At 57.1% G+C, this 17,703-nt stretch carries 15 protein-coding genes and 3 tRNA genes; 10 read left to right on the top strand and 8 right to left on the bottom strand.

The window, feature by feature from the left end:
• Positions 1 to 18 precede the first annotated feature (18 nt).
• Positions 19 to 855 carry a pirin family protein gene (locus EOI86_RS17160; protein ID WP_127766565.1) on the bottom strand — a complete coding sequence of 279 codons (837 nt, stop codon included), beginning with the start codon at positions 853 to 855 and terminating at the stop codon, positions 19 to 21.
• 277 nt (positions 856 to 1,132) lie between these two features.
• Between EOI86_RS17160 and radA the strand changes: the two genes are divergently transcribed.
• The 4 genes from radA to EOI86_RS17140 all read left to right on the top strand — a co-directional run bounded on the left by radA (position 1,133) and on the right by EOI86_RS17140 (position 5,562).
• Positions 1,133 to 2,542, top strand: coding sequence for a DNA repair protein RadA (gene radA / locus EOI86_RS17155; RefSeq protein ID WP_127766563.1), 1,410 nt, complete (start codon positions 1,133 to 1,135; stop codon positions 2,540 to 2,542).
• Positions 2,543 to 2,572: 30 nt separating this feature from the next.
• A complete protein-coding gene (locus tag EOI86_RS17150; protein ID WP_161973879.1) occupies positions 2,573 to 3,250 on the top strand; it encodes a CvpA family protein in 678 nt (225 codons plus the stop codon).
• 90 nt (positions 3,251 to 3,340) lie between these two features.
• Positions 3,341 to 4,804: an amidophosphoribosyltransferase gene (gene purF / locus EOI86_RS17145; protein ID WP_127766559.1), complete on the top strand. Its 1,464-nt coding sequence runs from the start codon at positions 3,341 to 3,343 to the stop codon at positions 4,802 to 4,804.
• On the top strand, positions 4,804 to 5,562 hold the full coding sequence (locus EOI86_RS17140; protein WP_127766558.1) for an SDR family NAD(P)-dependent oxidoreductase: 759 nt from the start codon (positions 4,804 to 4,806) through the stop codon (positions 5,560 to 5,562). Before purF ends, EOI86_RS17140 begins: the two co-directional genes overlap by 1 nt.
• Positions 5,563 to 5,604: 42 nt before the next feature.
• On the opposite strand, the gene EOI86_RS17135 is transcribed toward EOI86_RS17140, so the two are convergent.
• Positions 5,605 to 7,131, bottom strand: a complete 1,527-nt coding sequence (locus EOI86_RS17135) for a sensor histidine kinase (RefSeq protein WP_127766556.1) — start codon at positions 7,129 to 7,131, stop codon at positions 5,605 to 5,607.
• A gap of 348 nt (positions 7,132 to 7,479) precedes the next feature.
• Between EOI86_RS17135 and EOI86_RS17130 the strand changes: the two genes are divergently transcribed.
• The gene (locus EOI86_RS17130) at positions 7,480 to 7,950 is read left to right on the top strand and encodes an anti-virulence regulator CigR family protein (protein WP_127766554.1); all 471 of its coding nucleotides are present in this window, start codon (positions 7,480 to 7,482) and stop codon (positions 7,948 to 7,950) included.
• A 147-nt stretch (positions 7,951 to 8,097) separates the two neighbouring features.
• Here the strand turns inward: EOI86_RS17130 and EOI86_RS17125 are convergent, their stop codons facing one another.
• The 3 genes from EOI86_RS17125 to EOI86_RS17115 are packed head-to-tail and all read right to left on the bottom strand — an operon-like array spanning position 8,098 to position 12,342.
• Complete coding sequence (locus EOI86_RS17125; protein ID WP_127766552.1) at positions 8,098 to 9,750, bottom strand: sensor histidine kinase; 1,653 nt, start codon at positions 9,748 to 9,750, stop codon at positions 8,098 to 8,100.
• 3 nt (positions 9,751 to 9,753) lie between these two features.
• Positions 9,754 to 10,911 (bottom strand): ABC transporter substrate-binding protein, encoded by a 1,158-nt coding sequence (locus tag EOI86_RS17120; protein WP_127766550.1) that lies wholly within the window; start codon positions 10,909 to 10,911, stop codon positions 9,754 to 9,756.
• A 30-nt stretch (positions 10,912 to 10,941) separates the two neighbouring features.
• Positions 10,942 to 12,342, bottom strand: a complete 1,401-nt coding sequence (locus tag EOI86_RS17115) for a sensor histidine kinase (RefSeq protein WP_161973878.1) — start codon at positions 12,340 to 12,342, stop codon at positions 10,942 to 10,944.
• A 321-nt stretch (positions 12,343 to 12,663) separates the two neighbouring features.
• Between EOI86_RS17115 and EOI86_RS17110 the strand changes: the two genes are divergently transcribed.
• Entirely contained in the window at positions 12,664 to 13,458 is a 795-nt protein-coding gene (locus tag EOI86_RS17110; RefSeq protein WP_127766546.1) for a substrate-binding periplasmic protein, read from the top strand.
• 3 nt (positions 13,459 to 13,461) lie between these two features.
• Here EOI86_RS17110 and EOI86_RS17105 read toward each other — a convergent pair whose 3' ends face one another.
• On the bottom strand, positions 13,462 to 15,060 hold the full coding sequence (locus EOI86_RS17105; RefSeq protein ID WP_127766544.1) for a bifunctional aminoglycoside phosphotransferase/ATP-binding protein: 1,599 nt from the start codon (positions 15,058 to 15,060) through the stop codon (positions 13,462 to 13,464).
• A gap of 54 nt (positions 15,061 to 15,114) precedes the next feature.
• Positions 15,115 to 15,190 (bottom strand) — tRNA-Thr (locus tag EOI86_RS17100).
• A gap of 188 nt (positions 15,191 to 15,378) precedes the next feature.
• Here EOI86_RS17100 and EOI86_RS17095 point away from each other — a divergent pair.
• Complete coding sequence (locus EOI86_RS17095) at positions 15,379 to 16,077, top strand: hypothetical protein (RefSeq protein WP_127766542.1); 699 nt, start codon at positions 15,379 to 15,381, stop codon at positions 16,075 to 16,077.
• Here EOI86_RS17095 and rlmB read toward each other — a convergent pair.
• Positions 16,060 to 16,998, bottom strand: coding sequence for a 23S rRNA (guanosine(2251)-2'-O)-methyltransferase RlmB (gene rlmB, locus EOI86_RS17090; protein WP_205032246.1), 939 nt, complete (start codon positions 16,996 to 16,998; stop codon positions 16,060 to 16,062). The two genes, EOI86_RS17095 and rlmB, sit on opposite strands and share 18 nt — an antisense overlap.
• A gap of 190 nt (positions 16,999 to 17,188) precedes the next feature.
• Between rlmB and EOI86_RS17085 the strand changes: the two genes are divergently transcribed.
• From EOI86_RS17085 to EOI86_RS17075, 3 genes are all read left to right on the top strand, one after another.
• A tRNA-Tyr gene (locus tag EOI86_RS17085) sits at positions 17,189 to 17,273 on the top strand.
• A gap of 91 nt (positions 17,274 to 17,364) precedes the next feature.
• Positions 17,365 to 17,438: transfer RNA gene (locus EOI86_RS17080), tRNA-Gly, on the top strand.
• A gap of 143 nt (positions 17,439 to 17,581) precedes the next feature.
• A partial coding sequence (locus EOI86_RS17075; protein ID WP_240035757.1) for a GTP-binding protein occupies positions 17,582 to 17,703 on the top strand: 122 nt, incomplete at its 3' end.

Below are 17,703 nucleotides of genomic sequence, written 5' to 3'. Positions count from 1 at the left end.
GATCCTGTATTTATCCCGTCAGGTTCCGAGCCGTCCGCTCTCGAAATCCTGGAACGCCTGGATCAGTTCATCCTTCGAGTTCATGACGAAAGGCCCGTACCGCGCAACCGGCTCACCGATTGGAACCCCTTCGCCGAGGAACAGAGCCGCGCCTTTCGAACCAGCCGTCAGCGTGGTTTCGCCGGTTCCCGCCAGGACGGCTAGGGAAGGGGCAATCGCTTCCTTGTCGCTGCCCTGATTGTCCGCTCCCGTGACGCTGCCTTCGTATAGGCAGAAGAATGTGTTCCGGCCCGGTTCCGTCTTGACCGTCCAAGCGGTTTCCGGTGCCAACTCCACACGAAGGAGACGAATTGGGGTGTGTGATTTAGCCGGGCCCTCCGCGGCGCCATAGGTTCCAGCGACGACATGGACACGCACGCCGGCATCTTCCACCACGGGGATCGTATCGACCGTAATGTCCTGATAGGCGGGTGGGTTCATCTTCTCGGATGCAGGGAGATTTACCCAAAGCTGAAACCCGCGCATCCGGCCTTCGATCTGTTCCGGCATTTCCGAATGTATGATGCCGCGACCGGCCGTCATCCATTGAACGTCACCCGGTCCGATCACGCCTTCGCCGCCGGTCGAGTCGCGATGACGCATCTTGCCGTCCAGCATGATCGTTACCGTCTCAAATCCACGGTGGGGGTGGTCGGGAAAGCCGCCGACATAGGCACCGGGATCGTCATTGTCGAAGCGGTCCAACATCAGGAAAGGGTCGACCATATCGACCTGCGGTGTCCCGATCATTCGAGTCAGCCGCACGCCTGCCCCGTCTGATGTCTCCATACCGGGGACCAATTTGGCGATATGCATGTCTCAAGCTCCTTAAAAAAGCGTTCGACACAGAAGATTGTGTCTCGGCTACGGTCTATCCAGAGGCTGTTTGGTGACGAATGGAAACAATAAGTGTCCAGCGGAAGAAGACTGCTGGTTTGTATCGCTCGTTTTTTTCGGTAGCAGATTTGCACCGGCGCAGGAATCGGCGGAGCGTGGCTATGCTTTTCGAAGGCAGCATACGCTCGTTTGAACTCCGGGCGATTGTCGCCTATGACAGGCCACAAGTCCGAACGATGCGAATGCCGATCTGACCATGGCGCGATCCAAATCCAGTTTTGTCTGTCAGTCTTGCGGAACGGTCCATGTGAGATGGGCCGGCCAGTGCGACGGCTGTGGCGAATGGAACACCGTTGTCGAAGAGATTGTCGACGCGCCACCGGTCGGCGGAAAAGCCTCGGGGAAGGGCGAATCTGCCAAGAATCGCGCTGGCCGCATCGCTTTCGTGCCGTTGACCGGGGTAAGCGAGCGTGCACCCCGTCTTGCCACGGATATCGGTGAATTCGACCGTGTTCTGGGCGGCGGTTTGGTCGAGGGATCCGCGACCTTGATCGGCGGTGACCCGGGAATCGGAAAATCCACCTTGTTGCTTCAGGCGGTCGCGGCGCTGTCGAAACATGCGAAATGCGCCTATGTGTCCGGTGAAGAAGCTGTCGACCAAATCCGCATGCGGGCGGAACGTCTGGGCGTGGCGGAAGCACCGGTAGAACTCGCCGCGGCATCGAATGTCAGGGATATCGCGGCGGCCATGGATGCCGCGGATGGCCCCGCCGTCATCGTCGTCGACTCGATCCAGACCATGTATGTCGACTCGCTGGATTCCGCGCCCGGAACGGTGGGCCAGGTTCGTGCCTGTGCTCAGGAGTTGATCCGTGTCGCCAAACGGCGCGGCACAGCGCTTCTTATCGTCGGCCACGTCACCAAGGAAGGCGCGATTGCCGGTCCGCGGGTCCTGGAGCATATGGTCGACACGGTGCTCTATTTCGAAGGTGAGCGCGGGCATCCTTTCAGAATTTTGCGCGGCGTGAAGAACCGGTTTGGACCGACGGATGAGATCGGCGTCTTCGACATGACGGGCGAAGGCCTGATGGAAGTGGGCAATCCGTCTGAGCTTTTCCTCAGCGACCGACAGCGGGATGTCGCCGGTGCGGCGGTTTTCGCGGGAATCGAGGGCACGCGGCCGATGCTGGTCGAAATACAGGCTTTGGTCGCCCCGTCGCCCTTGGGAACACCGCGGCGCGCCGTGGTTGGCTGGGATTCCGGGCGTCTTGCTATGGTTCTTGCCGTTCTTGAAGGCCGGGCCGGTTATCGATTGAGCGGCAACGACGTCTATTTGAATGTTGCGGGCGGGATGCGTATATCCGAGCCGGCGGCGGACCTCGCGGTCGCAGCCGCGCTGGTTTCCTCCCTGACGGGGGAGCCGATACCCGCGGACATGGTTGTCTTCGGGGAAATCGGGTTGAGCGGCGAGGTTCGCGCGGTCAGTCAGTCGGAAGGGCGACTTAAGGAAGCCGCGAAACTGGGCTTCGCCGCCGCGTTGACGCCGAAGCGACGAAGCCGTACGGATTCCGGCGCGCTTCGGGTCATGGAGATTTCGGATTTGCATGGTCTGGAAACATTTTTCGGGCGAAGTGCGGATAGCCAACCGCGGGTCGCAGAGATTTAGTAGGGCAAAGGTCTAACCTGGATGGAAGAATTGCCTATAGGCATTTTCGACTTGATTGTGATCGCGCTTGTGGTCATGTCCGGCTTGCTGGCCTATTTCCGCGGCTTCATCCGCGAATTGCTGTCGATTGCCGCCTGGGTCGGCGCAGTCCTTGCCGGGTTCTATGGATATGGCTTCCTGTCGAAATACCTGTTGAACTACATTGATGAACCCGCCGTCGCGGACGTTACTGCGGGCGTCGGCGTTGGTTTCGTTACGCTTATCGTGCTCAGCGTTCTGGCCAGCAAAGCCTCGAGCATGGTGCAGGACAGTCATGCCGGATCTGTGGACAGAGCCTTGGGCTTCCTTTTTGGACTGCTCCGAGGCGTGTTGATTTTGAGTATTGTCTATCTGGTTGCGACACAATGGATGAAGCAGAAGGAAGAGGACATGCCTGAATTCGTCCAGGATAGCCGGTCCCTGCTTTTCGCCCGGGTCGGCGCGGATTTCGTTATGAAGGTGCTTCCGGAAGACATTCGGAAAAAGGCGAATCTGGCGGCCGACGAAGCCCGTAAAGCCCAGAAAGCCATAGACGACGCACAAAAAATGACCGAGATGCTGAGCGACACAAAATCGCAGGGCGAGGGTGAAAAGGACGGAACCGAGCAACCGGCCTATGACGATAAGCAACGTCAACAGTTTGACTCTTTGATGAAGACAGTGGAATGAACAGGCCCGATATTGGGGGCTCTGTGATATACAGTTTGCCGAAGCACGGAACCTGGACGGAACCGTCGCGGAAATAGGGAGTGCCGCCGCATGCGCACCACGACCAACCCTTTTGATGACGATAAACTGCGCGAGGAATGCGCGATATTCGGTATCTACGGTACGCCGGATGCCGCTGCGCATCTAGCCTTGGGGCTGCACGCCCTGCAGCACCGTGGCCAGGAGGGTACCGGGATCGTCACGTATGACGATCGTGACGATCAGTTCCACGCACATCGGGAAAACGGCCATGTTGGGGACGTGTTCGGCGACCCGGCCGTGATGGAACAACTGGTCGGCAATTCGGGGATCGGCCACAACCGGTATTCGACGACCGGCGATACCATGCGTCGCAACGTTCAGCCGCTTTTCGGTGATCTGGAATTCGGTGGTCTGGCCGTTGCTCACAATGGCAATCTCACCAATGCGATCAACGTGCGGGAAGATCTTGTTCGCCGAGGTTCCATTTTTCAATCTACGACGGATACGGAAGTCATTCTTCATCTGATGGCGACGATGTCCGGTTCTGTCGTCGACCGCCTGATCTCGACATTGCGTGAGGTCGAAGGGGCCTATTCGCTGGTATGCCTGACGCGGAAGAAACTGATCGGCGTGCGAGACCCGATGGGCGTGCGGCCGTTGGTTCTGGGTAAGCTTGGCCCTTCCTACATCCTGGCGTCGGAAACCGTCGGCCTTGATATCATCGGTGCTGACAAGGTGCGCGATGTCTCCCCCGGGGAGGTCATCGTCATCGACGAAGAAGGGCTGCATTCTTATTTCCCCTTCGAAAGCGCCCCCTCGAAGCTCTGCATCTTCGAATTCATCTATTTTTCCCGGCCGGACAGCGTCATCGAAGACAGTTCCGTGTACGAGGCACGTAAGCGGATCGGCATGGAATTGGCGCGGGAAAACCCAGTTGAGGTGGACCTTGTCGTCCCGATTCCCGATTCCGGAGTGCCCAGCGCCATCGGATATGCCGAGGAATCGGGCTTTCCGTTCGAATACGGGATCATCCGCAATCACTATGTCGGCCGGACCTTCATTGAGCCTACCGACGAGATCCGTCACTTGGGCGTGAAATTGAAGCACAATGCGAACAGGGCGATGCTGGAAGGCAAGCGTGTCGTCTTGGTGGACGATTCGATCGTTCGCGGAACCACATCCCGCAAAATTGTGGAAATGGTTCGTGCTGCGGGTGCAACCGAAGTCCATATGCGGATCGCCAGTCCGCCGACCACGCATTCCTGCTTCTATGGTGTCGATACGCCGGAACGCTCGAAACTGCTGGCTGCGCAGCACACGATTGAGGAAATGCGTCATCTTATCGGTTGCGACAGTTTGGACTTCTTGACCATGGACGGTCTTTACCGCGCGATGGGCAAGGAAGGGCGGAACAACGAGATGCCGCAATATTGCGATGCCTGCTTCTCCGGCGAGTATCCGATCCGTCTGAAGGACCATGAGGATGTTTCCCGGGGGCAACGGCAACTGTCGCTGCTGCGGGACGCTAGCTGATGACCGATATATCGACGAGTACCGCGTCGGAAACCTCCGGCGCGGGCGAAGGGCGTCTGGCCGGCAGGGTGGCTCTGGTCACGGGTGCCAGCCGAGGAATCGGTTTCGCCGTTGCGCGTCGCTTCGCGGCAGAAGGTGCGCATGTGATTGCCACCGCGCGGACGGTCGGCGGCTTGGAAGAGTTGGATGACCTGGTTCAAGCGGACGGTAACACGATTACCTTGGCGCCGGTCGACTTGCTGCAACTGGACCAGATCGATGTTCTATGTGCCTCGATCTATCAGCGCTTCAAGAAATTGGATATCCTGATCGGCAATGCTGGCATGCTTGGTAAGCTGACACCGATGGCGCATGCGGATCCCAAGGAATGGCAGCGCGTTTTTGCCCTGAATGTTCATGCCAACCAACGCCTGATCCGTGCCTGTGATGCGGTGTTACGGCAAAGCGACGCCGGCAGGGCCGTCTTCGTTACCTCCGGCGCAGCGCAAGGTACGAAACCCTATTGGGCTTCTTACGGGGCCTCCAAGGCGGCGCTGGATGCCTTGGTGAAGACCTATGCGGAGGAGACCAGGAAGACCAATCTTCGGGTCAATTTGTTAAGCCCGGGGCCGGTTGCGACTGGTATGCGTGCCCAGGCGTTTCCGGGTGAGAAACCGGAAACAATCACCCAACCGGAACAGGTTGCCGAGCTTTTCGTCAGCTTGTCGGAACCCTCTTGTACCAAACATGGTGAGATCGTCCGCTTCGGCGACCAGTGACCCGCAGTCTGCCGGTCCTTGATCACTATCCGGCCTGATTGGTTAGCCGTTCAGGGTTCTGTTGTTTGGAAAGGTCAAGGTGACCGTGGTCCCTTCGCCCAGCACACTTTTCAGGTCGAGTGACCCACCGTGAAGGCGCATCAATTCCCGTGAAATCACCAATCCAAGTCCGGTTCCAGGTGTAGCAATCGTGCCGTTCTTGGGGCTGGCCTGGACGAATGGCTCGAACAGCTTGCGCTGATCGAGTTTGGATATGCCGATGCCATTATCTTCGACGGTGATTTGGGCGCTGTTACCATGCTTGAACGCGCGGATCGTTACCGGTTTGCCATCTGAAAATTTGATGGCGTTCGAGAGCATGTTGATTAGAACCTGTCGGATTCGAAGTTCATCACCACGAATTTTCGGCACATCTTCTGCCACTTCGTGCCGGATCTCCGGAGTCTCTCCGGCTGGACTCGACGGATCGGTTTGGACAACCGGTGTCACGATCTGAATGACGCTTTCGATCAAACCATCGAGGTCCAGCACGTCTTCGCGCAAGACCACCTTCCCTGCCTCGATCTTCGAGAAGTCCAACAACCCTTCGATGATGTTCCGCAGATGCGACGCACTTCGGTGGATGTCTTTTGCGTACCCTTTATAGATCGGGGCGATCGGGCCGACGGTCTCACCGATCATCATTTGCGAGAATCCCAGGATGGGGTTCAACGGGGTGCGCAATTCATGGCTCATCTTGGCCAGCAGTTGTGATTTTGCCTCACTGGCCGACAAGGCTGCCCTGATCCAGAAAAAGTAAATTGTCAAAGCGGCGATCAACAGCATTGCGGATACAATCGCCAGTTTCGGGATTAGGTCCACCAGGATTGCATCGCCGGGCCTGGCTTGATCCCAGACGACGCTGGCCAAGACCGTGCCGGCCGCATTTGTCAGGGGGACGCCGGTAGACGACTGTCCTAGAACAATGACCGGATTGCCGACACCGTAGTTTTCAGCGATGTCGGACATCATGGCATCGTCAAGCTCTCGCACGAAAAAAAGAGTAGGGCGAACATGAAACGTCAATTGTTCTTCGGTTGGATCCTCTGGCGTTACAGCAGCTGCTGCGAGCAGGTAGATCTTGTCGTTGTACACGGCAGCGGTCGATCTCGGGACCGACTCGTCCATGAGCGTTTCCTGTAGGCTGGCCAGGAAGACGTCACTGGCTTCTCCAAGAAGCTCTATAGGGGAGTCCGGCAGCGGATCGGTCCCAAGGCTTGCAAAAATCACCTCGCCATCGGCGGAAAGGACATAGGTGCCGGAGTATGAGAACGTTTCCTGCAGATATGAACCGATATTATCGTCCGCCCAATCCGGGTCGAGGTTGCCGGTCACCTGGTCGTTCATGTCGTTCCACCAGGAATAATCGACCATCCTGCCGACAAGATCCTTTTCGATAACGCCGATTGCCGTAGTCACCAGCAGGCGCGAGGTTTTCGCTGCGTCCTGGTTTGCGCGTTCAGCCAAGTCGTTCAGAAAAAAGCCGATGGCGCCGGCCGCCACGAGGACGAACAGGAAACAAAAAAACACCGGTTGCCAATAGAGCCACCGTCGCGCTGGGTGAAAGGACGAGTTGTCGGAAAAAGAAAAGAAACGCACTTTGGCTTCCCTGAACCCTACGCCTGTTAATACCCAATTTGGTCGATTCCAGTATAAAACCTGCGGAACTATAGTGGATTGGTGGGATTAATACTCAAAAATCTCAGGGCTCGCACAACCGAATTTTCAGGTTTGTGACAATTCCGACCCACCGGGGAACTACAATAATCGACTATGCCATTTGCGGAAGTCGTGCTTGCACCTTACCTAATGTAAAAGCGTCTCTGCCGGTACAGCAATATCGCGGGTAGGGGACGCCCCATTACGGAGGTAAGTAAAATGTTCAAAACCATCGCTTCCGCTGCAGCAACGGGACTTCTCACGGTGGTACTTGCGGTTGGTTTCCCATCGGAAAGTATGGCCAAGAACGACAAGGCGAAAGGACATGGGCAAGGCAATGCCCAGGTTAAAAATAGCACTCAGCAGGAGAATCGGCTCGAAGACGAGGTGATAGACGAAGTTCTGGACGGGATTTTTGGCGAGAATGACAGGACGATCATTGAGCGCTACGTCCGGGAAAAGGGGATCGGGACGAAGTCCCTGCCGCCGGGCATCGCCAAGAACCTCGCGCGCGGAAAGCCTCTACCGCCGGGCATCGCAAAACGGGGATTGCCGACGGATTTGGAGGGGCGCCTGCCGAAGCTTCGGGAAGGCCTGGAACGGATCATCGTGGGGGATGATGTGACCATCGTCGAAGAAGGAACGCGCATCGTCGTCGACATCCTCCGGGATGTCCTCCGAAGACAATAGCCCGATTCAAGATCGCCCGCGCCGTTGCCGGAAACCAAGAACCCTTGTGGTGGCCGCCAATAGGGCGTTTCCAATCGTTCGCTCTGAATTTTGCGCTAGGCCGAAGACCCTACCTCACCTATCTCTGTGGGGCCGGGCAACGGGTCTTCATGCTGTTTCCCCGCTCCTGTCGCTCTGGTCGATCCTGGTTGCCGAACCGAGCGGCAGGACGAGCGTGAAACAGCTACCCGATCCGACTTCGCTCTTTACGGAAACCGTCCAGCCCAATAATTCGCAGGTCTCGCGGACGATTGACAAACCGAGGCCTGAACCGTCGAAACGCCGACTGAGATGCGTTTCCGCTTGGGTAAAATTTTCGAAAATTGTGGGCAGCGCCAAAGGGTCGATGCCGATCCCGGTGTCATGGACCGAAATGGTGAGCAAGTCTTCTTCCGGGCTGTCCCAGCGGCTCTCCACCCTGACCGAGCCATCGGTTGTAAATTTCACCGCATTCCCGAGCAAATTGAACAGAACCTGTTTTATTTTCAAACGATCAGTAACGATCCGGCACTGGTCGCGATCGAGATCGAGGGTAAGGTCAACTCTGTTCTTGGTGCAGGCGGATTCAAGGCTTTGCGCAACATCGGCGACCAGCTCGTTGAGGTCCACTTCTTCATAATCGACCGGCATACGGCCAGCATGCATCCGAGACAGATCCAGGATAGAGTTTACCAGATCCAGCAGGTGCGTTCCCGCGCCATGCACATGGCCCAGATATTCGTGCAATTTTTCGGGTGGGACGTGGTCCAAGTTGATTTTGGCGAATTCGCTATATCCGATGATGGCGTTAAGCGGCGTGCGCAATTCGTGGCTCATGTTTGCCAGGAACTGCGTTCGTGCCAAGGCACTTTCCTCGGCTTGGGCCGCCGCGATCCTCAATTGCCGTTCGACTTTGACCTTGGCTTCGATCTCGTCCGTCAATTCCTTCGTCCGCACATCGACAGCGGTCTCGAGGTCTTTGTTGACCTGTTCCAAGGCCTGATGTGCCGCATCGAGTTCTCGGAGATGGTTATGAGTCAGGTCGATTTGGTTGTTGATCGCTTGGACGATCCGGTCGAGTTCATCGTCCTTTGCCGATGTGTCGATCACGACTTTTTCTCCATCGACATCGGTCGGGTCCAGCGCATCGACCTGACGTGACAGAGATTCAAGTGGCTTGGTCAGGGTCAGATAGAAAGCAATCAACAGGACCCCGGCGAGGACTAAACTTTTCAGGAAACCGCCAACAAAAGTCACGGCGGCGCGCTGTATGAATTGACTACCCATTTTGTAGGGATGTGAGATGACGGTCAGGGTTCCAACGCGGAAAGGCTGGCCGTCATCGTTGTAGTTGATGTCGACCGCATATTCTTGTCGACCCCCAAACAACCACTCCGCCATTTTGATGGCGCCGCTGTCCATGATCGGCCGTTCCTTTTGAGCGAGCGGAAAACCGTTGCCCGTGGTCAAGGTTGCCTCAACGAAAAGGTCGTAGCCGAGCAATCCTCCAACGATTGCATCCGCCATATTGCCGTTCAGTTCCCAAAGCGCGTTGGCGGCTGGTTCGTAAACGGTCGAAATATAGTGGTCGATATCGCGGTCCCTGTTACGGACCTGATCGCCGAAATCCAAATAGATCTGGACAACGCTGCTCAACAATCCCAGCAGGCAGGCGACCGTCACGACGAATGCAGCTTGGCGGACGGCCAACCGCTTGCGGAAAGGAATCCGTTTCGGATGTCCTGTGATGTCTTGCCGTATGCCGTGTGTCATGGTTGCCATTTGTCAGTCCACGCGTCGGGATGAGAGCAGGGCGGTCAAGTTGAACGGGTACTTTTTGAGGCTTGGATTCTCGGCGCGGCTGAAATGTTTGAAGTTGATCTTGGACCAGTCCCCATCGCCAAAGGCGTCGACATAGGCGTCGGCGTTCCCGGCGTGGATCGAGCTCATGGGGAAGGATAGGTGCGATGAAATCTCCGCGAAGTCCTTACCGTTTTCATAGTCGTAAAGCAGAACGATGACCCATGCCCCGGCCAGGAAATGACCGCCATGGGTCAGCGTCATTTTCCCATCGCGCACAAGGTCGACGGCTTCGCGCGACCAATTGAGGCCGGTGACGACAATATCCCGACCCGGCTCCTTACCGGCTTCGCGCGATGCCTTGATCGCGCCAATCGCAATGGGATCGTTAGCAGCCCAAATACCATCGACACGTGAGGTCTTCAGGAAAATTTTTGTCCGCTCATATGCTTGTCGTTCCGACCAATTCACGGTTATTCGTCGGGCCTCGGACAACGGTCTGAATTCCTGCAAAGCCCGGTCTAACCCTTGGAGCCGGACGATAGAGGCAGGCGTCTTGAAGTCCCCAGCGAGTGTAAGGATCGACAAGCCGTCCTTATCCAGTCCTAGCGCGCCGCCAGCTGTCAAAAGTGATTGGGCCATTTCGTAACCGGCGATCTCATTGTCCGGTGTGATCGTTCCCAACCAGTTAGACAGGGTCTGACGCGGGCCATTCATGCGCGCCTCTTGGTCCGCCGTTAGCCCGTTCAGAAGCAGGATTGTCTTGATACCATCTGCTTCGGCGGCTTCCATTAACTGAGGAACCTGCTGATGTTCGTTCACCAGAATGGCATAATCCGGTTTCAAGTCGTTTAGTGCGGCAAGGCCGCGCGACACCATCAGGGGCCATTTTCTGTCCCCGCTGACGATCGTCAACTCGAAGCCCAACGCTGTGGCTGCGGCCTCCATCGTTTCGCTGACGGCTTTCCAGAAGCCTTTGTCAGCGAAGCCGGGATTCACGAATAGCACGCGCTTCGGCGGTTCGCTGGTAAAGCCAGGTGTTGGTGATGCGGCCGCCAAGCACACGGACAGAACAAGGGCATACAATGAGCCACGTCGCAGGGCAGCCGCAAAGTTTGAGAATTCACCCCCCCTACAGCTCATTGCTGCGAGCCCTCCCTGGTTCAGCAATCGTCATGTCCGAATTTCCGGGATTTTTGTATTGATCCCTGAAGGCGCGCTCGTCTTGGCCGGTAATTCTATCCAGAAAGAAGATCCATCCCCTAGTTTGCTGTCACAGCCCATGATTCCGCCCATGCCTTCGGTGAGCAGTTTCGAAATCGCCAAACCCAATCCGGCGCCGGGAATGTCCGCCTGGTGATGGCGGCCTCTCACGAAATCGGAAAAAAGGACCTCGCGTTGATCCTCGGGGATGCCGATTCCAGTATCTTCTACATACAGGCGGATGAGGCGCGGGTCCGTGCAAATACAGCCTATCCGAACGATACCGCCCGGCTTGTTGTATTTGACCGCATTGGAAACCAGGTTGAGGAGTACCTGACGCAATCTGGAACGGTCGGCGATGACTGTCGTTGAGCATGCCGTCATGTCGGTTTCGAATTTTAGACCGTTTTCCCCCACCATGTCTTGAAAGAGGCTGACATTCTCCTGGATGACTTCGGCTGGAGAAAGTTCTTCTAGGTGGAAGTCCAAAGCGCCGGCCTCGATCTTCGAGAAGTCAAGGATGTCGGCGAGCAGTTTGTTGAGGTGGCGTCCCGATGAGACGATACTTTTTAGGTATTGTGCTCGTTTGGACGGATCATCGATTCCAATGCCCATTTCCAGCATTTCGGCGTATCCGATGATCGCGTTTAACGGGGTGCGCATCTCATGGCTCATACTGGCCAGGAAAACCGTCTTCGCATTGTTTGCATGCTCGGCTTTCCGGGCGGTGTTTTTCAAGGCCATCGTCCAATCCCTGAAGCGCTGTTCGAGTTGGTCGAGTTCGTCCCCGTCCACCTCGCCGTCATTAGCATTGCCTGACAGCGCAACCTGCTCGGCCAAGCGCGTGACCCGCTTTGTGACCATAAACTGGTAGATGACCAGCAGCAGGACCGACAGCAGCAAGCTCTTAACCAATTCGGACACTATTGAGTTTATCGTGCGTTGTTCGAAACCGGGTGCGGCTGCGATGGGGTCGATCTCGATCTTTAGTTTCCCCACATAGGTGGTCGCGTTGATGAACAAGTCGCGCTCAAAACCGATCGGTTTGGAACCGAGGAGGAAATCCGTAACGACCCCATGTTGCATGGACGCATGCCGCGTGGCTTTCGCGAGGAGGTCTCCGAAATCATCGAGGATAGTCGTCTCTATTAACGCGGGATCGCTCAACAAGCTTTGCGCCAATTCCTGTGCACCGACACCGTCTAGACGATATGACGCCCGCGCTGCTGGAAGGCTGGCGTAATCCAATACGAATGAGGCATGAGTTTCCAAACTTTCGCGCTCGTTGGACGCATCGGCCAAGATCTGGGCCAAAGCGGATACCGTCCCGATGCCGAGCGCGATCACGACGGCAAGCTGGGCTTGCCGCACCGATAGTCGGCGCCGAAATGGGATTGACGAAGGTTGGAACGGCATTCTTTCCACTGCAGTTGTTTCGACGTTTTCAAAGTACGAACTAAATAATGAATCCCAAAATCTCTCTGATCAAAACAACAAAAAGTATATCCTCGCAATAATGAAAAAAGATTTAGTTATCTCTTATCTTTGTGTCGGCATGTAACTTCAGCCTATTCTAAATATTAACTTGGTCGTTATTTTTGATGGATTTTGTGTAGAATAGCTTTTTGTGGGGACTGTCTTGGGTGCCGGGGCTTGGGTTTGATTAGAATAGCGATTGCATTATTCCTAGTGATGGCGACGACCGCGGGGCACGCGACGGACGCTGTCTCGCCGCGCTGTAGCCCTGACGAGAAGGTCGTGTTGGCGGCAGAGGACAGCTTCTTCCCTTATACTGGTGTTTACGAGGAACAGCTTCGCGGGTTCTCGCTGGATATCGTCTCGGCTGCGTTTGAGGCGGTCGGCTGTGCGTTGGATTTGGTTCAGATGCCGTATAGCCGCTGTCTTCGGGAGGTGCAGGCCGGAAGGATAGACGGCTGTTTCAACACCACGGATTCCGAGGAAAATTTGCAGAGGTACCTTTTCCACAAGATGCCGTTGTTTCGCGGCCGGGTTTTGGTTTATGGCCCGCCGTCATTTCAGGAAGTCTTTACCAAACAACAATTCGAAACGGCGACTTTTTCAGTGGTCCGCGGTTACACCTATACAGATGTCTTCGACGGGAACCCCCGTATACGGAAGATCGAGGTCGATACGGATCTGCAGACGCTGGCCCTCGTATCGCGCGGGCGGGCGAATTTTGCCGTGGTTTACGAGAAGGTTGCCCAGTTCCATATCGGCAACAATGCAGAAAAGATGTCTCCGGTGCCTAGGCCCGTTGCGGAATTGGCCAATTTCGATCTTTTCGTGTCTTTTTCGAGAGCAGACAACGCCAGGTCCGTTTGGCTGGCGCAGGCGCTGGACGTCGGGCTTTCGAGGATTCGCGGGAACGGCGTCTACGGGTCGATCGAGACAACTTGGGAAGAATGGTTGAGCTCAGGAGTGGGTGCGGGCCAACCAGCCCCGTATTGGATCGGCGGTTCCAGTTGATCGTCAGGCCAGATTGAGAATTTCGGCGGCTTTCGCTTCCGAGGCGGCCTGTTCATCCAAGCCACTGGACCTTTTGGAAGTGTCTATTTCCGCCCAGTCGAGCACTCCCCAATCCTGCTTCAACTGCATCCGAACAATCGCGGCATCGGCGTCGGAAGCATCCTGCGTCCGCGCGGAGACTCGATCGACCAGAACGTCCCGCGGGGCCGTAGCCCAAAGCCCCTGAAACGGCACGCTTTGGGAGGCCGCAAGGTCTGATGCCGCTTGTCGGGAGTCCGGGTGGGTATGTGTGGCGTCCAACAAGACCGGAGCACCTTGCGTCAGGGCGAGCGCTGCGGCCTCATGCATATGTCGGTAAACACGCTTGCTGACCTCGGTCTTGTACGCCTCAGGCGGTAATTTGGTGGTTTCGGCAACACCGAATAGGGATTTCCGGATCCCATCGCTGCGTAGGACCATGACCGCCGGGCCATAATGCCGTGACATGCGTTCCGCGACCGCCATGGCGAGTGTCGACTTGCCTGACCCGGATGGGCCGCCGACCGCGATTAGGCGAGCAGGAGGGCGATTGATCGCCCTGCAGGCTAGGTTGAAATATTGCATCGCTTCGCGGCGGTGTTGGTCGGCCTGTTCCTGCGTTTCCGCGAAACCGACGGTCGCGATTTCAATTTTCGCCCGAACCTGGGCGCGCAGGGCTGTGTAGAAAGGCAACAGACCGATGCCTGCATAATCCCCGGTTTCTTCGAGATATCGGTTCAGAACCCGGCACGCGGCCCCCGGCATTGCCCGATGCTCAAGGTCCATCAGCAGGAAGGCCAGATCGTAGAGGCAATCGATTTGGGAAAAGTCGTCGCTGAATTCGATGCAGTCGAACAGTGTTGCGCGCCCATCGATGAGGACGATGTTCCGCAGGTGGATATCACCGTGGCATTGCCGGATGAACCCGTCTGCCGCTCTCTGGGCCAGTCGGGGCGCAAGCGTTTCGAACAATGCCTCGCATTGCCTGCGGTGATCCGCGACGGCGTCAGCAGGCAGCCACGGCGCGTCGGCGATTTCGGCCAGGTTGTCGGTCAGGACCTCCCGATTTATCCGGTCCCAATCGTTCCGCACGGGCGAGGTCTTTGCGTGGAAACTCGCGATGCTTTCGCCCAAATCATGCAGATGGTCGTTGGTGAGTTCTTCCCGTTCGGCCAATTTGTCGAACAAGGCGTTCTCGTCGAAGCGCCGCATCACCACCGCCCAATCGGATGCTTGTTGATGTATCTGCGGAGGGGTGACCGGGTCGGGATCGTCGATCATGTCGCCCGAGGCAAGCGACCCGTCGGGCGTCCGGATCAAGGGGATGATACCGAGATACAGGTCCGGGGCGGTGCGCCGATTCAGCATCACTTCGGATGCACAGTACCGGTAGCGCAGCGCGACTGTCGAATAGTCCAGGAAGGGGTAATAGACGGCCCGCTTTACTTTGTAGACGCGGTCCTGACCGATGAATATGACGTTGGCGTGGGTATCGATCCGCTTTGCCTCGGCGTCGCCGGTCGTGGCAAGGGCGTACAAACAGGCAAAGGCGTCTTCCTGATTTTCCCGAACCGGGCTGCTCATCTTCCGCCTCACATATCCTGGGCCAACGGTCGTCCAGAACACCTCGAAGGAAGATGGTGCCCCCAGAGAGACTCGAACTCCCGACCCTCTGATTACAAATCAGATGCTCTACCAACTGAGCTATAGGGGCGCCAAATGGCCTGTTTTAGGCCAGCCCAGGCTTGACGGGCACTCTCTAGCGCTTTGCGCGTTTGGAGGCAACTGGGAAGGCGGCGATGACGTAATGCCTATTGCGATGGGCCGTCAACCTGCCGTCAACGAAACCGTGAAAAGGGCACCGATAGCTGCCGGGCCGATAATGGTGTATCCTTAATCATCATGAAGGCACGTTTGACGCTATGGTCCCGAAAGGCATGGCGTAAGGCTGTGGGGCCAATCAGTTTCGGCATTAGCTGCGCTGTTGCTGTGTTTCTGCTCGCCATGGCCTTTATGCCGTCTACCGCAACCGCGGCCGAACCCGCATGGCATCGGGCGGGTGGCTTTGAATTCAGCGACAGGCTCGGCGGGTTCCACATTCTATCGGTAACCGGGGCGGGGACGGTCGATGATCCGATCGTGATCGATCAAGACCTGAACGGGCTTGGGCCCTTCGTGATCACCATCCGCAATGCGCGTCTGGCCGGTTCGGTCGCCGCGGCACCGATTCTCAGGCTGTGGGTCGTCTGCCGTGTTCGGAATGTCGCAGCAGGCGTTTGGGTTGGCTTCGATGTTGAATTGCAGGAGGAGCTACGCCGCCCCAGCGACTATTGGGACGGTCTTTCGTTCGATCAGACCCGCGCCGTAGATCGCAGTGCCTTCCATTCCGACCGTTTCCTGGTGGGTGAACGGATATCTGAGCCGCATGACCGCGTCCGGTTCAAGAATGGCCATGTGAATAGCGGGGGCGCCGTTCAGTTTCACTTCATCATTACCGACATGACGCCGCGCGATGAATTTTACCTGCTGCAGGAACCGGTCCTTCTGTTCTCACTGTTCCCGCAATCGGTGCCTCAATCTCTGTCACGCATCCGCGGATGACGCCGCACGCCACAATTCGTAAAGGGCGACGGCGGCGGCATTCGACACATTCAAGCTGCCGATCTGGTTCGGCGCCATGGGAATACGCACCAATTGGTCGCATCGTTCCGCCGTCAGCCGTCTCAGGCCCGCCCCTTCGGCACCCAGCACGATCGCCGTTTTCCGATTCAGTTTTGCCTGCTGAAGCATACCCTCCGCTTCGCCGGCAAGGCCGACGACCCAGTATCCGGCGGTCTGCAAAATTCCGATCGTTTGGCTGAGATTGCCGGCGCGGACCAGAGGGACCGATTCGAGCGCGCCGCTTGCCGATTTGGCCAGGGTACCGCTTTCCGGCGGGGCGTTGCGATCCTGTATGATCACGGCAGCGGCGCCGAAAATCGCGGCGGACCGCAAGATAGCGCCGACGTTATGGGGGTCGGTGACTTGATCGAGGATCAGGACAGGCTTCGATTCGCTTTCATCGGAAATGATATCCTCGACGAATACCGGATCGAGCGGGTCACAGAGGGCGGCAAGGCCTTGATGAACCGCGCCTTCCGGCAGCAGTGTTTCCAGGGTTCGACCGTCGGTTTCTTCCACCGAGATATCGTGCAGGTTTTTTGCCTCGGCCAAGCGCTCCAATCCCTGCCGCGTTGCCAATAGTCGCTGGACCCAGCGATTGGGGTTGCCCAAGGCAGCGGTCACCGGATGCTGGCCAAACAGCCAGACACGCTTGTCGCGGGGCGCTTTTCCGCGCGTTTCGGACCTTGCCCGGCCCGTGTTCCGCCCCTTGGAATTGCCTGGGGAATTGCCTGGGGAATTGCCTGGGGATTTGCTCGGGGAATTACCCTGGGGTTTTCCTTGGGGCTTGCCCTGGGATTTACCGGGGGATTTGCTGGGGGGCTTGCCGAGGCCTGATTTTCTTGGATTGCGTTTCGTCATCTCTTCCTTCCCTTCGGGAAGATAGCTGTAGGTCCGGAAAGGCAGCGCCGCAAGCAGCGCGATGCTGCAAGAGCAAACCAAGCACGACATCGGCCAATTGGTGCCGGTAATGGAGTTGACATCCCCTGTAGCAAGTCATACACCGCACGCCGCCGACAAGAGTTCCAGGTTCGGTTTGGGCACGCATTCTGGAGGGATGCCCGAGTGGTTAAAGGGGACGGGCTGTAAACCCGTTGGCTTAGCCTACGTTGGTTCGAATCCAACTCCCTCCACCATGCGATGTGCCCTGCGGGTTTGCATGGGGCCGACGGTACAAGGGCTGGTACGGGACAAGACCGTATCGGCCGTTCTGTCGTCGATTTTTGTGCGGGCATGGTGAAATGGTATCACATGAGCCTTCCAAGCTCTTGGTGCGGGTTCGATTCCCGCTGCCCGCTCCAGTCAGCCGGATTTGTCCGGTGCCTTGGCTGCCCAACAACGCAGCCGGGTAAAAGGGCCGCGGTCTGGAAGTGTCGGAAGCGGTGTGCCGTGCGCGGTGCATGAACTTGAAAGATTAACTGGTAGACCCAGGGAACGTGTAGAGATGGCGAAAGAGAAGTTTGAGCGTAATAAGCCGCACTGCAACATCGGCACGATTGGTCACGTTGACCATGGCAAGACGACGCTGACGGCTGCGATTACGAAGGTTATGTCGGACACGTACGG

The organism is Hwanghaeella grinnelliae, assembly GCF_004005845.1.
Taxonomy (GTDB): Bacteria; Pseudomonadota; Alphaproteobacteria; order UBA8366; family Aestuariispiraceae; genus Hwanghaeella; species Hwanghaeella grinnelliae.
The sequence above is the reverse complement of the archived record's forward strand: the minus strand, read 5'-3'. Positions and strand labels throughout refer to the sequence as shown.